This is a genomic window from Noviherbaspirillum sp. (assembly GCF_035654295.1).
Classification (GTDB): domain Bacteria; phylum Pseudomonadota; class Gammaproteobacteria; order Burkholderiales; family Burkholderiaceae_D; genus Noviherbaspirillum.
Genome location: NZ_DASRXF010000207.1, coordinates 21,128 through 34,520 on the forward strand (window position 1 = coordinate 21,128; position 13,393 = coordinate 34,520).

Consider the following 13,393-nt stretch of genomic DNA (forward strand, 5'->3'; position numbering starts at 1 on the left):
CAATGGTTGCCAATAGCGCAACGGTAGACTTGTGCTGACCCATTTGCAGGAGGCAGCCATGCGTCTACCGGAAAGCATCAAGGCATGCGGCGTCGCGCTGGTTGCCACCCTTGCCGCCTGCGGAGGCGGGGTCGGAGAGCCGGGCGCCAATCCCAACGTGACCAACAGTCCGGACACCAGGCTGCATCCGGAGGCCTACGTCGAGCGCTGGTGGCCGGGATGCGCGGAAGACAAGCCGTGCCCACAGGCGGCGCGCTGACATGCCGCTCCGCCATCGCCTGCAACGCCTGCACCAGCGCCGCCGGCAACGCCGCCTGCGCGCCTTTCTCCCGTCCTTCTTGCGCCGGCTGCTGAGACCGAGGCGGCTTTCCTGAACCTGACGGGTTCATCATGCAAGACGTGATCCCCGTCCCCACCATCCTGTTCGGCGCCTTCGACCGCCACAACTTCGGCGACCTGCTGTTTCCCCATATCGCCGCCGCACTGCTTGCGCCGGCGCATCCTGTGTTCGCCGGCCTTGTCCAACGCGACCTGCGTCCCTGCGGCGGGCACCGGGTAGAGGCACTTGCCGATCTCACCCGGCGCTGGAGCGATTGCCCGGTCGACATCATCCATGCCGGCGGTGAACTGCTGACCTGCGATGCATGGCAGGCCGCGGTAATGTCCCTGCCGCCGGAAGAGGTGCTGGATACCGTCCTGCTTTTCGATGCCCGGCCGCGCGAAGCCTTCGCATGGGCGCAGCACAGGCTCCGTCTGTCCGCACTGGCACCCTACACCGTGCAGCGCCCGTTGTTCCCGCATGCACGCACGCTCATCTATAACGCCGTCGGCGGCGTGGACCTCAATTGCAGCGAGCCGGAATTGCGCTACGAGGTACTGGCGAACCTGCGTGCGGCCGATGCCGTCGGCGTGCGCGATACCGTCACCCAGGCCCACCTGAATGCGGCAGGCATAGACAGCCTCCTGATGCCCGACCCCGCCGTGATGGTGGCGGAACTGTTCGGCGACCTTATCCGGCGGCGCAGCGGGGAGGGGGAAGTCGCACGGATAGGGCAAGCCTTCCCACAGGGGTATATCGCCGTGCAGTTCAGCGTGGAATTCGACGACGATGCCACACCGTCGGTCATCGCCGCCCAGCTCGATACGCTTGCGCACAGCACCGGGTTTGGCATCGTCTTCTTCCGCGCCGGCGCCGCGCCCTGGCATGACGAGCTCGGCGGCTTCGCGCGCACGGCCGCGCGTATGCAGACACAGACCCGGGTGTTCATGTCGCTCGACCTGTGGGACATCTGCGCGCTGATCGCGGCGAGCCGGGCCTATGCCGGCAGCAGCCTGCACGGCAGGATCGTGGCGATGGCGTTCGCGCTGCCGCGCGTGAATCTTGTGCACGACGCGCAGCGCGGAAAGCAGGCAGCGTTCGCCGCGACATGGGAGGATGCGCAGGTCCCGGCCGCCGTGCAGGCAGACAGCATCGCGCAGGCCGCGCTGCAGGCACTGGGCGTCGATCCAGGCGTGCTTGAGACGAAGGCGCGGCAACTCGCGGGCTGCTACCGCGACGCATTCCGCGCTCTCTGCGGCGGCCGTTTTTCCCTGGGAAATACATAAGCATCAGCTTATCCATCGGCCAAAAAAATTAATTTTTCTTTTGGTTTTTTTGCCTATATATTCGCTTCTGCCTGACGGCGAAGACGGAGTTTCGCTGTCATGGCCGATTCATCCGTGGTTGCGTATGGAGACCCGTGTCGCGCAAGGCGCCGATGCGGAAACATGAGCGGCAAAGCCGCCGAACAAGAGGATGACCGGCGTATCGATGCGCACATGCGCTCCGCCTGTCCCGCAAGAATTCCAATCCTACGTGAGCACTTATGACCGACCCACTCATGCTGGCGCGCATCCAGTTCGCGAGCAACATCACCTTCCACATCCTGTTCCCGACGATCTCCATCGCGCTGGGCTGGGTGCTGCTGTTCTTCAAGCTGCGGCACGGCAGGACGGGCGACGCGAAATGGGCGCAGGCCTACCAGTTCTGGGTGAAGATCTTCGCACTGACCTTCGCGCTCGGCGTAGTCTCCGGCATCACCATGAGCTTCCAGTTCGGCACCAACTGGCCGGGCTTCATGGAAACCGTCGGCAACATCGCCGGCCCGCTGCTCGCGTATGAGGTGTTGACCGCATTCTTCCTCGAAGCGACTTTCCTCGGCATCATGCTGTTCGGCGCGCAGCGCGTGTCGAACCGCGTGCATACGCTGGCCACCTTCCTCGTCGCCGCCGGCACCACGCTGTCGGCGTTCTGGATCATCGCGCTTAATTCGTGGATGCATACCCCGGCGGGTTTCGCGATGATCGACGGCAAGGCCCATGCGCTCGACTGGATGGCGATCATCTTCAATCCCTCCATGCCTTACCGCCTGACGCACATGCTGCTGGCGTCGGGGCTGACGGTCGCCTTCCTCGTTGCCGGCATCTCCGCCTATCGCTGGCTGCGCGGCGACCGCGCGCCCTCCGTCATGGCCGCGCTCAGGACGGGCGTCACCATTGCCGCCTTGCTGATCCCGGTGCAGATCTTCGTCGGCGACATGCATGGCCTGAATACGCTGGAGCACCAGCCGGCGAAGATCGCCGCAATGGAAGGCATCTGGGAAACCGAACGCGGCGCGCCGCTGCTGCTGTTTGCGGTGCCCGACGCGAAGGAGCGCATGAACCATTTTGAAATCGGCATTCCGCGCATGGCGAGTGTCATCCTCAAGCATGATGCCGAAGGCGAACTGCAAGGCATGGACGCCTTCGGCGACAAGCATCCGCCGGTGGCGCCGCTGTTCTTCGGATTCCGCGTGATGGTGGGAACCGGCGTGCTGATGCTGCTCGTCTCCTGGATCGGCGCGTGGCAGCTGAAGCGAAAGAGCGTCCCGTCGCCCTGGCTGGCGAAGGCGCTGGTGGCGATGACCTTCTCCGGCTGGGTGGCCACCGTCGCCGGCTGGTACGTCACCGAAATCGGCCGCCAGCCCTATCTCGTGCAGGGCGTGCTCACCACGGCACAGGCCACATCGAGCGTGCCCGCGCCGATGATCGCCGCCACGCTGGCCATGTATCTCACGCTGTATGCCGTGCTGACGCTGGCCTACATCACTGTGCTGTTCTACCTGGCGCGCAAGGCCGGTTACGGCAAGCATGAGCCGGCACCTGCACCTTCAATGCACACACAACTCGCCAAGGCCTGAGGAGAGCGACATGACCGAACTGACCCAACCCGGCGGCTGGCTGCCGCTCGTTTTCCTCGGCCTGATGGGCATTGCCATGATGGCCTATGTGATCCTCGACGGCTTCGACCTCGGCGTCGGCATCCTGCTGCGCCGCGCCGAGGAGCATGAAAAGGACATCATGATCGCCTCCATCGGCCCGTTCTGGGACGCCAACGAAACCTGGCTGGTGCTGGGCGTGGGCATCCTGCTGGTCGCGTTTCCGATGGCGCACGGCGTCATCCTCGGCGAATTGTATTTCCCGGTCGCGCTCATGCTCGCCGGCCTGATCCTGCGCGGCGTCGCCTTCGATTTCCGCGTCAAGGCCAGGGCGGCGCACAAGCATGCATGGAACATGGCGTTCTATGCGGGCTCCATCCTTGCCACCGGTGCGCAGGGCATGATGATCGGGCTGTATATCGTCGGCTTCAATCACGGTACGCCGCAGATCGCGTTCGCGCTGTTCACCGGCCTGTCCTTGCTGGCAGGCTATGCGCTGCTCGGCGCCACGTGGCTGATCATGAAGACGGAAGGACGGCTGCAGCGCAAGGCGGTCGCATGGGCGCGCGGCAGTCTCTTGCTGTGCGCGCTGGGAGTGGCGGCCGTGTCCATCGTCACGCCCATGGTAAGCCGGCAGATCTTCGACAAATGGTTCGCTTTCCCGAACCTGCTGTTGCTGGCGCCGATTCCGCTGATGACGGCGGCGCTGTTCTTCCTCGCCGATTACGTGCTGCGCCGTCTGCAGGCATCCGCCGGGGACAACCAGCCCCTGTGCTGGCTGCCGTTCGCGGCGACGGTAGGCATCTTCCTGCTGGCCTTCAACGGGCTGGCGTACAGCGTCTTTCCCTATCTCGTGGTGGACAAGCTCACCATCTGGCAGGCGGCGAGCGCGCCGGAGTCGCTGGAGATCATCCTGTATGGCGTGGCGGTTGTGCTGCCGACGATCGTGGGGTATACGGTGTTTTCGTATCGGGTGTTCTGGGGGAAGGCGCGGGAGTTGAGTTATCAGTGATTGGGGGGGGAACGACGCTGGATCCCGGCCTTCGCCGGGATGACGGGGAGAGGGGGCGGATGCTCAGTGTTGGTTGCCCGCATGCGAAATGCATCGGGTCGCGTGCGGGTAGAAACGGCAGTGCCGCGCGCTTGCTCTTGCCCCGTCATCCCGGCGAAGGCCGGGATCCAGCGTCGTTAAAAGACGCGAAGAAAACTCACGCAAGCGGCTTATCCGTAGGCCGCCACTCCGCATCCGGCTCGCTTCTCGCGCGGATCCGTTCCCACTTCATTCCGCAGGCATTGCAGACGTAATACTCCACATGCCCGCTTGCCGTCGCGCCGAAGTTGATGCCGGCGTCGGAGTGCAGCAGCAGGTCGGCATGCGGCGAGACGGAGACGTTGGCGCCGCCGAGCGCGAGGCAGTTGGGGCAGGGCATATGTGCTTGTGCGTGAGGACAACATGTCTTCTGACCGCAAAAGCCTGCGTTGGTTTTCCTTAAGCCCGGCGAGCCTCGCCGATGGCGCCGAGCCCTTGCTCCATCCACCGCAGGATGTCCGCGAAAATCTTGCCGCGGTTCAGTTCGTTGAAATTCTCGTGGTAATTTTCCGGGTAGAAGTGATACTCGAGCAGCGACGGGTCGATGCTCTTGAGCATGGCTTCCGACGCACTCGCATCCGCCAGCTTATCGTCACCGGCCACGACCGCGAATGTGGGATAGCGCCAGGCCGGCATCCTTTCCGCCAGCCCCTCCTGCGCCGACTGCAACGCTTTCGCAAAACGGAAACTCACTTCGGTCGCGCGGATGTTGTCCTTCTCGTCCTCGTAATGCCGCTTCGTGATGACAGTGTCGTGCGTGAGCACATGGGTCAGCGATTCGAGCGGCACCTTCGCCGCGGGGAAAAGCCTTGCCAGCACGGACGACAGCTTGATCAGCACCGCCGGTACCTTGATCGCATTCACGTAGTACGGCGACGAGAGAATGAATCCCTTGATGGACGCATCGCGCGCAATGCGGTCGAGACCGAGGCGGGTGGCGATGAGCGCGCCCATCGAATGCCCCATCACGAAGACCGGCAACCCGGGATAGTTGCGCTTGACCCACTGCAGGAAGAGTTCGCCGTCGTCGAGGAAACTGTGGAAGCCGGGAATGTCCACGCGCTTCTTTCCGTCGTGCCCGCACATGTCATAGCTGACGGTGGCGATGCCCTGTTCGCGGAACCAAAGCGCCGGCGTGACGTAGTCGCCCGCATGTGCCATGCCGCCGTGGATAGCGAGGATGACGGCGCGCGGCTGCGCCGGTTCCCAGATGTGAATGGTCCGCTCGACCTTGTCGCTGCATTTGAGCCTGGCCAGCCTGTCCTCGGAAAAGCGCATGGATTGTCCCCAGTGATTGTTGTAGTAGGCGGAAAATGCCGATCTTACTGTATGTTCGGCAGGCGTCCGGTGTTTGAGAAATATTAAGCGTAGCCGCAGGCTGGAACTCCCGGGTCAAGCATTGTCCCTGTGGCGCATTTGCATTGGATGTTTCTTTGGTTTAACGCGGAATGTAACTTTCGGATACCATTCCTGCAAAGAAGAGGCAGCAGGGGAGAGGCAGTGGATTTATCGGATCAGCGTTACGACAGCTTGACTCATCTGGTCTACGAGACGCTGGAGGACAGGCAAGCCTGGCCGCGGGTCTTCGAAACGCTGCGGGAGGCGACGGATGCGCGCGCCATCCACCTGCTTGCCATCGACAAGCGGCATGGCGCGCTGTCCTATAGCGACGGTGCCGCAATGGCGCCGCAGATCGACCTGGAATATATCCAGAAGTACCAGTTCATTGACCCGCGCCTCAAGCTCATCCTGGAAAAGCATCCGCGCGAATGGGTGCATTGCCACGAGCATTTCGACGATGTGTACGTGGCGAACGATCCCTTCTACCAGGAGTTCCTGCTGCCGCACGGCGCACGCTATCTGTCCTCCTGCAAGCTGCTCGATGACAGCGAGGCGACGGTGATCCTGGCCTGCCTGCGCGCGCCGGACCAGAGTCCGTTCCCGCCCGAGGCAATCGCTTTCCTCGACAGGCTGTTGCCGCACATGGCCCGGGCCTGCCGCGCGGGCGTGAAGAATTTCATCTATTCGACGCAAGCCCTGGTCGGCCATGCGCTGGTCAACAAGCTGCGGCAACCGGTCGTGCTCATGACGACCACGGGCGAGGTGGTGCAGACCAACGAAGCAGCGAACCGTCTGCTGGAGACGACCCGCCTCATTCGGATCAGCGACGGGCAATTGCAGATGCCGGAGCGATACCGCCAGAGCCTTCTGGCGCAATGCGCGCTGATCGAGGGGCAGGTGCGTTCAGGAGCGGTGGTGACGGAGGGGGCAGCGCCGTTTACTTCGCTGCAGATCGTGGCAGATGATGCCGAGGGTGCGGACGAGGTGCTGTACGGATTCTTCACTACGCTGGTGCCGGAGCAGGTGATGGGCACGTTCGGCCTGCGGCCGCTCGTCATGCTGTTCTTTTACCATCCCGGTTCTGCGCCGCCGATCGATGTCACCCTGCTTGCCGCGGCGTTCGGGCTCACCAACGCGGAGTGCCGCATCGCTGCGATGCTGGCCGAGGGCATGAGCCTGAAACAGATCGCGGAGACGCTGGGCGTGCAGCACGATACCGTGCGCAAGCAGCTGCAGTCCGTCTACAAGAAGACCGCGACCAACAGGCAGCCGGAACTCGTCCGGCTGCTGCTTCATCTGCCTGCGAACGCCGCCTGGGCGTAGCGGTGCTTACAGCATTACCCAGCCGTCCAGGGTTCCTGCGATGGCCTGCTGGTAACCGACCAGGGCGGCCTGGCTGAAGTGCTGATGGGCTTCCGCTGCTGCGGCAAGAATGTTCTGCTGCAGGGCGGGCGGCAGCTGCGCCAGCGTGATGTCTTCGCTGAACAGTGCTTCGAAGTAGGGAGCGTCGCCCGGGGTAATGTACTTCTCGACGATCGAATAAACGATCGGATCCAGGTTGAACACGGTGTAGGTGTCGATCTGCTCCAGCTGCTTGTCGCCGATATGCACCCGCAGATCCGCCATGTCCTGGCCGTTGAGGATGACGTCAAGGATCTGGCCGCCTTTGCTGTCCGGCGTGAAGGAGCGGCCATCGAGGAGCTTCGCCGGCGTCAGCTCGCGCGCAACCCAGAGGTTGGACAGGAACTGAAGCTGGGCGGTGGTCAGCGCGCCGTCCGTGCCGAGCTGCTGCTTGGTGAACAGGTCCACCACGCCGTCGTTGAGGAATTTCGCGTTGTTGGGGTCGGTCGCCGGGTTGTAGCCGGTCTGCTGGGTTTCCTGGATCTTGGTCGCGATGCTCGCGCTCACCTGGGTGACCGAGCTTGCGTTCCCCGTAATGGACTGGTACTGGGCCGCGAGATAGGCGGGGTCGAGGGAGACAGCGGCGGTTTCCTGCGCGCTCACGGCCTGCGAGGCATGGGTGAAGCGATTGACGATCACGTCCTTGCCCGGCGTGCCGTCGGAAGTCGAGAGGCCGGCGTTGATCATATTGAGCACCAGCAGGCCGCGATTGTTCAGCGACGACAGTTCGCCCACCCAGTAATTCAGGCCATCGGTATCCGGGGACTTGTTGAAAACGTTGTTGTAGATCGCGGTGACGAAGTCCGCGTTGCTCTGGGAGGCCGCATACACCTGCTGAACGACCGGGAGCGAAAAAATGGTCTTGAGCGTGGCATCCAGCCCGTTGAAGTCCACTTCCCTCAGCCAGTAATTGAGGCCTTCGAGTTCGGGGGCGCGCTGAAAGGCGGACAGGTACACTTTGAGAAGGCTGCTTTTGTCTTGTAGGGATGCCATGGTTGATAGTCTCTCTGGATGGGGGGCGATTCGCGACCGGAATGTTGCATTTCCGGCCAGAAATTCTAATCAGTTATCCGGGGGGCTGTCGATACCTCAAACGGGGAATCATGATGATTCGGTGGGTTTCGCTGGGCTCTACCCACCCTACGCTTCTTTATAAAGGACGGTAGGGTGGGTAGAGCGCAGCGAAACCCACCGGTGCCCCGACGGCGCTCGATGGCGGTTTTCGCCGGGGAGCGCCGATACAACCAGGCGAATGCCAATTACAATCCGTCATCCCCTCCACCGAAGCCAGACAAGGAAGGACTGTGCCGCCAGCGCTCACTCAACTATTGCGACTATTTCCATTCTTGCAGTGGCAACGGCCGACCTCCGCCGCGTTTCGCGCTGACCTCTGGGCGGGCATCAGCGTCGCTCTTGTCCTGGTCCCCCAGTCGCTCGCCTATGCGACGCTGGCGGGAATGCCGCCATATACCGGCTTGTACGCCGCGCTGCTTCCGGCGGTGGTCGGGATCCTGTGGGGATCGTCGCCTTTGCTGGCGGTCGGGCCGGTGGCGTTGACGAGCATCCTGGTGTTCGGCTCGCTGTCGGCAATCGCAAGGCCCGGCAGCCCGGAATGGATTGCGATGGCGGTCTGGTTGTCGCTGTACAGCGGCATCCTCCAGTTCGCCCTCGGTGCGCTCAAACTCGGCAAGCTTGCATACCTGGTCTCGCAACCGGTCGTGACGGGTTTCATCAATGCCGCCGCGGTCATCATCATCGTCTCCCAACTGCCTCAATTGCTGGGGCTGGAGTGGCGGCTCGGCGAGCACGGAATCGTGGAGCAGATCCTGCAGCCGTCGACGGAGATGCTGGTGACAGCCGCCTTCGGATGTGCCGCGCTTGTGCTGCTGCTGTTGCTCAAACGCCTTGCGCCGACACTCCCCGGCATACTGATCGTCACCGTCCTTGGCATTGTGCTGAGCGACTTGATCGGATACGAGGACCTTGGTGGAGCGGTGGTCGGACGGCTGCCGGACGGACTTCCTCCGCTTGCGCTTCCGCCGGCCATCCCTTTCGACAGCCATCGCGAGCTATTGCCGGCTGCACTGATCCTGGCAGTCATCAGCTTCACGGAGGCGATGTCCAGCTGCCGCGTCCTTGCGCGCAAGACAAAGACCAGGTGGGATGAGAACCAGGAACTGATCGGCCAGGGCCTGGCGAAAATGGCGGCATCGGTTTCCAGCGCTTTCCCGGTCAGCGGATCGTTTTCGCGCTCGGCCTTGAACCTCTATGCCGGCGCCACCAGCCCGTGGGCCTCGCTCATCGCGACGGCATGCGTCCTGGTGAGCCTGCTGTTCTTGACGCCGTACATCTCGCCCCTGCCTTATTCGGTGCTGGCCGCGATGATCATGGTGCCGGTCTTCAACCTGCTGACGCCGTCGAGCTTCCTCCACCTGTACCGGATCTCGCGCGACGACGCCGTTGTCGCTACGGTCACCTTCATCGTGACCATCATCTTCACGCCCAAACTGCATTACGGCGTGTTCGCCGGGCTCGGCCTGACCATGGTGACCTTCCTGTACCGCCGGGCGCATCCGCGCATCATCGAGGTCAGCCGCCACCCCGACGGCACGCTGCGCGACCGCCAGCGCTTCAGCCTGCCGCCGCTGAGTCCCCGGGTGCTCGCCGTGCGCATGGATTCTGCGCTCAACTTCCTTACCGGCGTGAATCTGGACCGGTTCATCACCGAACGGATCGAAGCCTCCCCGGAGGTGCGGCACGTCCTGATCTCCGCGTCGGGCATCAATGACATCGACGCCACCGGGGTGGAAACGCTGGAAACCATCTACCAATCGCTGCGCGAGAAGGGCATCACGGTCTATCTGACGAACGTGAAGAAGCAGGTCTGGGATGTGCTCGAGCGGGCCGGGCTTGTCACCAGGTTGGGGACGTCCCGTATATTCGGCACCGACGCCGAAGCGATGCACGCCATGGAGAACCTTCAGGAATGATTACCATCTTCGGCAGGGCCACTTCGATCAATGTGCGCAAGGTGCTGTGGGCGTGCGCCGAGCTCGAGCTTTCATTCGAGCGCGAAGACTGGGGCAGCGGCTTCCGGCCGACCGACGCGCCGGAATTTCTCGCGATGAATCCGAACGCGCTCGTGCCGGTCATCCGCGACGGCGATTTTGTCCTGTGGGAATCCAACACGATCATCCGCTATCTCGCTTCGGCATACGGCGGGGCCTGGCTATACCCGGCACAGCCGCGCGAACGCGCCCGCGTCGACCAGTGGATCGACTGGCAGGCCAGCGACCTGAACCGGTCGTGGAGCTACGCTTTCATGGCACTGGTGAGGAATTCCAGCGCGCATCGGGATCCCGGGCAGATTGCGGCGTCCGCCGCCGCATGGTCGGGGTACATGACCATACTCGACAAGCAGCTGGAGAAGACCGGCGGCCATGTCGCCGGCGACGCATTCACGCTGGCGGATATTCCGGTCGGGCTGTCCGTCCACCGCTGGTTTTCCACGCCGCTGGCACATCCGCACCTGCCCGCGGTATCCGCTTACTACGACTTGCTTTCCCGGCGCGCAGGCTATCGCGAATACGGGCGCAACGGCATTCCTTGACTCTATGAGGGAATAACCAGAACGTCACTGTCGGTCTGGTCGATCGCATCCCGCGTGACGCTGCCCAGGATCATGTCCGCCAGGCGTGAGCGGCCGTGCTTTCCCAGCACAATCAGGTCAGGCCGGGTTGCCTTCGCGTGGTCGCGCACGACAGGCCCGGGCAGACCGAAGGTAATTGTCCGCTGCATGCGCCGCTCGCCCGGGTCGAGCGCGCTGATGAACCGGTTGAGCTGTTCCCAGGCTTCCTCAAAAGCCTTCATCTGGTATTCGTCGATGATGTCGCGCGATACGTTCGCATAATGCATCTTTCCTTCGAAGAAGACTTCCAATGCATGAAGGAAGGTGATCTGCGCTTGCGGGGCAATCGCAAGCGCTGCTTCTGCCGCACGGCGGGAATCATCGGAGAAGTCGACCGGTACCAGGATGCGCTGGTAAGCCTGCGACGGTTCGTTCTTCACGACGAGCAAAGGTGCTTTGCACAGGTGTGCCAGCTTGTCGGCGGTATTGCCGAGCAGGACATCGGAAAAGAAGTTGCCGCCGTGTGCACCGACGACGACAAGATCCGCCTGCAGCTCGTCTGCCCGTGCAACGATCTCGGGAGCAGGTCGTCCGAAGCGCACCTGGCAGTTGAGTTGTACGCCGTAGCTCTCCCTGAGCAGCTCTGCACGCGCCGCAAGCGCCTGGCCGGCGTTCTCCGTCGCCAGGGCTGTTGCCGACTCAATGCTGCTGTTCATGATCCTGGCAAGGATTTCCGGCTCGCCGCGCTCCCTCACTGTCAAGAGCTCGGCATCATCGCATTTGTGCTCCTGCATGAGCAAGGCCGCGCGCGCCTCCGCGCGTTCGGCGCGGTCGGAACAGTCGGTCGCAACCAGCAGGCGGTTGAAGACGTGCATGGATTTTTCGCCACGCCGAGGGGAATCGTATCGCGTCATGCCTGGTCCTCCGTCACTGGCTGGCAGCATTGGCATGGTTTGCTTCGCGCGATGTCTGTCCTTCTCCTTTCAACTTCTGGAGCACATAACGGGACATGCCTTTGGCGAGTTCATGTTCGCCCATGAACACCTGTCCCGCATGTTCTTTCCGCAGCAGTTCCGCCTCTTCGTCACTATGGATACGCACGATGGTCTCGATCCGGGGATTGAGCGTGCGCGCAATCTCGATCATGGCACGCACATGGAATGTGTCGGGGGTGGCGATGACGAGGGCCGCCGCGCGTGCAACATGCGCCTGGATCAGCACCTCCGGCTCTGCTGCGTTTCCCGCCACCGCCGGAATGCCTTCCTGCCGCAAGCGCTGGACGATCTCGCGGTTATCCTCGACCACGACGTAGTGAATGCCGTGCGCCTTCAGGTCGGCCGCAATCCGGCGGCCGACCCGGCCGTAGCCCACCAGTACGACTTGTCCGCTCAGTCTTTCCTGCGGCACTGCCATGGGCAGCTCGGCCAGGGGATCGGCGCGCCTGTCAAGGCGCCTCGCCAGGCCCGAATGCGCCTGCAACCAGCGTTGCACGGGCCCGATCGCCTTGAACATGAATGGATTGAGTGCGATCGACAGGATCGCGCCGGCCAGCACCAGGCTCTGCGCCTCGGGGGGCAGCAATCCGAGTGACACGCCGAGCGCCACCAGGATGAAGGAAAATTCCCCGATCTGGGCCAGGCTTGCCGATACCGTCAGCGCCGTGTTCAGGGGATAGCGCAGCAGTAGCACCAGCAGGAAGGCGGCAACGGACTTGCCGAAGATGATGATGAACACGACGGCCAGCACCTCGAGCGGCTGTTCGACCAGCACGGCGGGATTGAACAGCATGCCGACGGAGACGAAGAACAGGACGGAGAACGCGTCCTGGAGCGGCAGCGACTCCGTCGCGGCGCGGTGGCTCAGTTCGGATTCGCGCAGCACCATGCCGGCGAAGAAGGCGCCCAGGGCGAAGGAAACGCCGAACAACTTGGCCGATCCGTAGGCGATGCCGATGGCGGCGGCGATCACGCATAGCGTGAACAATTCCCGCGAGTTGGTCTTCGCCACTTGCCAAAGCAACCAGGGAAAGACTTTCCTTCCCACGACGAGCATCAGGCTGATGAAGATGGTGACCTGTCCCAACGTGACCAGCAGCGCGTTCCACAGCGAACCTCCGCCGTCCGGCGTCTCGCCGCCCAGCCATCCCGACAGCGCCGGCAACAGCACCAGTACCAGCACCATGGCAAGGTCTTCCACGACCAGCCAGCCTACCGCGATGCGCCCGTTCATCGATTCAAGCGCGCCGCGCTCCTCCAGTGCGCGCAACAGCACGACGGTACTGGCGACGGAGAGACACAATCCGAATACCAGCCCGGCGCCGAAGCTCCATCCCAGCCACAACGCGATACCGAGTCCGAGGAGGGTTGCCACGCCGATCTGCAGGACCGCGCCGGGCAGGGCGATCTTCCTCACTTCCATCAGGTCATCGAGCGAAAAGTGCAGGCCGACTCCGAACATCAGGAGCATGACGCCGATCTCCGCCAATTGCGCGGCAAGGTCGGCGTCGGCAATAAACCCGGGAGTGAACGGGCCGAGCACGATACCGGCAAGCAGGTAGCCGACGAGCGCCGGCAGCTTGACGCGGGCCGCAAGGAAACCGAATACAAGCGCAAGCCCGAATGCGGCGGCGAGTGTTGCAATCAAACTAACATTGTGGTGCATGAACTTCGTGTCCTTCAGTATTTGCCAGAGCTGCGG

12 protein-coding genes are annotated in these 13,393 nt (G+C 63.0%); 7 read left to right on the plus strand and 5 right to left on the minus strand.

Annotated features, from left to right (window positions below):
• Positions 1-58: 58 nt before the first annotated feature.
• From VFF99_RS19375 to VFF99_RS19390, 4 genes are all read left to right on the plus strand, one after another.
• Positions 59-259, plus strand: a complete 201-nt coding sequence (locus VFF99_RS19375; protein WP_325020565.1) for a hypothetical protein — start codon at positions 59-61, stop codon at positions 257-259.
• A gap of 131 nt (positions 260-390) precedes the next feature.
• Positions 391-1,605, plus strand: coding sequence for a polysaccharide pyruvyl transferase family protein (locus VFF99_RS19380; RefSeq protein ID WP_325020566.1), 1,215 nt, complete (start codon positions 391-393; stop codon positions 1,603-1,605).
• A 260-nt stretch (positions 1,606-1,865) separates the two neighbouring features.
• Positions 1,866-3,218 (plus strand): cytochrome ubiquinol oxidase subunit I, encoded by a 1,353-nt coding sequence (locus VFF99_RS19385; protein WP_325020567.1) that lies wholly within the window; start codon positions 1,866-1,868, stop codon positions 3,216-3,218.
• A 10-nt stretch (positions 3,219-3,228) separates the two neighbouring features.
• On the plus strand, positions 3,229-4,248 hold the full coding sequence (locus VFF99_RS19390; RefSeq protein ID WP_325020568.1) for a cytochrome d ubiquinol oxidase subunit II: 1,020 nt from the start codon (positions 3,229-3,231) through the stop codon (positions 4,246-4,248).
• 196 nt (positions 4,249-4,444) lie between these two features.
• Here VFF99_RS19390 and VFF99_RS19395 read toward each other — a convergent pair whose 3' ends face one another.
• Both VFF99_RS19395 and VFF99_RS19400 read right to left on the minus strand, forming a co-directional pair.
• Entirely contained in the window at positions 4,445-4,666 is a 222-nt protein-coding gene (locus VFF99_RS19395) for a hypothetical protein (protein WP_325020569.1), read from the minus strand.
• Between the two features lie 59 nt (positions 4,667-4,725).
• Entirely contained in the window at positions 4,726-5,604 is an 879-nt protein-coding gene (locus tag VFF99_RS19400; protein ID WP_325020570.1) for an alpha/beta fold hydrolase, read from the minus strand.
• A gap of 222 nt (positions 5,605-5,826) precedes the next feature.
• Between VFF99_RS19400 and VFF99_RS19405 the strand changes: the two genes are divergently transcribed.
• On the plus strand, positions 5,827-6,990 hold the full coding sequence (locus VFF99_RS19405; RefSeq protein ID WP_325020571.1) for a helix-turn-helix transcriptional regulator: 1,164 nt from the start codon (positions 5,827-5,829) through the stop codon (positions 6,988-6,990).
• A 6-nt stretch (positions 6,991-6,996) separates the two neighbouring features.
• On the opposite strand, the gene VFF99_RS19410 is transcribed toward VFF99_RS19405, so the two are convergent.
• Positions 6,997-8,061 carry a DUF4214 domain-containing protein gene (locus VFF99_RS19410; RefSeq protein WP_325020572.1) on the minus strand — a complete coding sequence of 355 codons (1,065 nt, stop codon included), beginning with the start codon at positions 8,059-8,061 and terminating at the stop codon, positions 6,997-6,999.
• 353 nt (positions 8,062-8,414) lie between these two features.
• On the opposite strand from VFF99_RS19410, the gene VFF99_RS19415 reads away from it, so the two are divergent.
• A complete protein-coding gene (locus VFF99_RS19415; RefSeq protein WP_325020573.1) occupies positions 8,415-10,058 on the plus strand; it encodes a SulP family inorganic anion transporter in 1,644 nt (547 codons plus the stop codon).
• Positions 10,055-10,678: a glutathione S-transferase gene (locus tag VFF99_RS19420; RefSeq protein WP_325020574.1), complete on the plus strand. Its 624-nt coding sequence runs from the start codon at positions 10,055-10,057 to the stop codon at positions 10,676-10,678. The genes VFF99_RS19415 and VFF99_RS19420 overlap by 4 nt, the downstream gene beginning before the upstream one ends.
• 2 nt (positions 10,679-10,680) lie before the next feature.
• Here the strand turns inward: VFF99_RS19420 and VFF99_RS19425 are convergent, their stop codons facing one another.
• Together VFF99_RS19425 and ybaL are read right to left on the minus strand one after the other, a co-directional pair.
• Complete coding sequence (locus VFF99_RS19425; protein ID WP_325020575.1) at positions 10,681-11,571, minus strand: universal stress protein; 891 nt, start codon at positions 11,569-11,571, stop codon at positions 10,681-10,683.
• 52 nt (positions 11,572-11,623) lie between these two features.
• Complete coding sequence (ybaL, locus tag VFF99_RS19430; protein WP_325020576.1) at positions 11,624-13,357, minus strand: YbaL family putative K(+) efflux transporter; 1,734 nt, start codon at positions 13,355-13,357, stop codon at positions 11,624-11,626.
• Between the last annotated feature and the right edge of the window lie 36 nt (positions 13,358-13,393).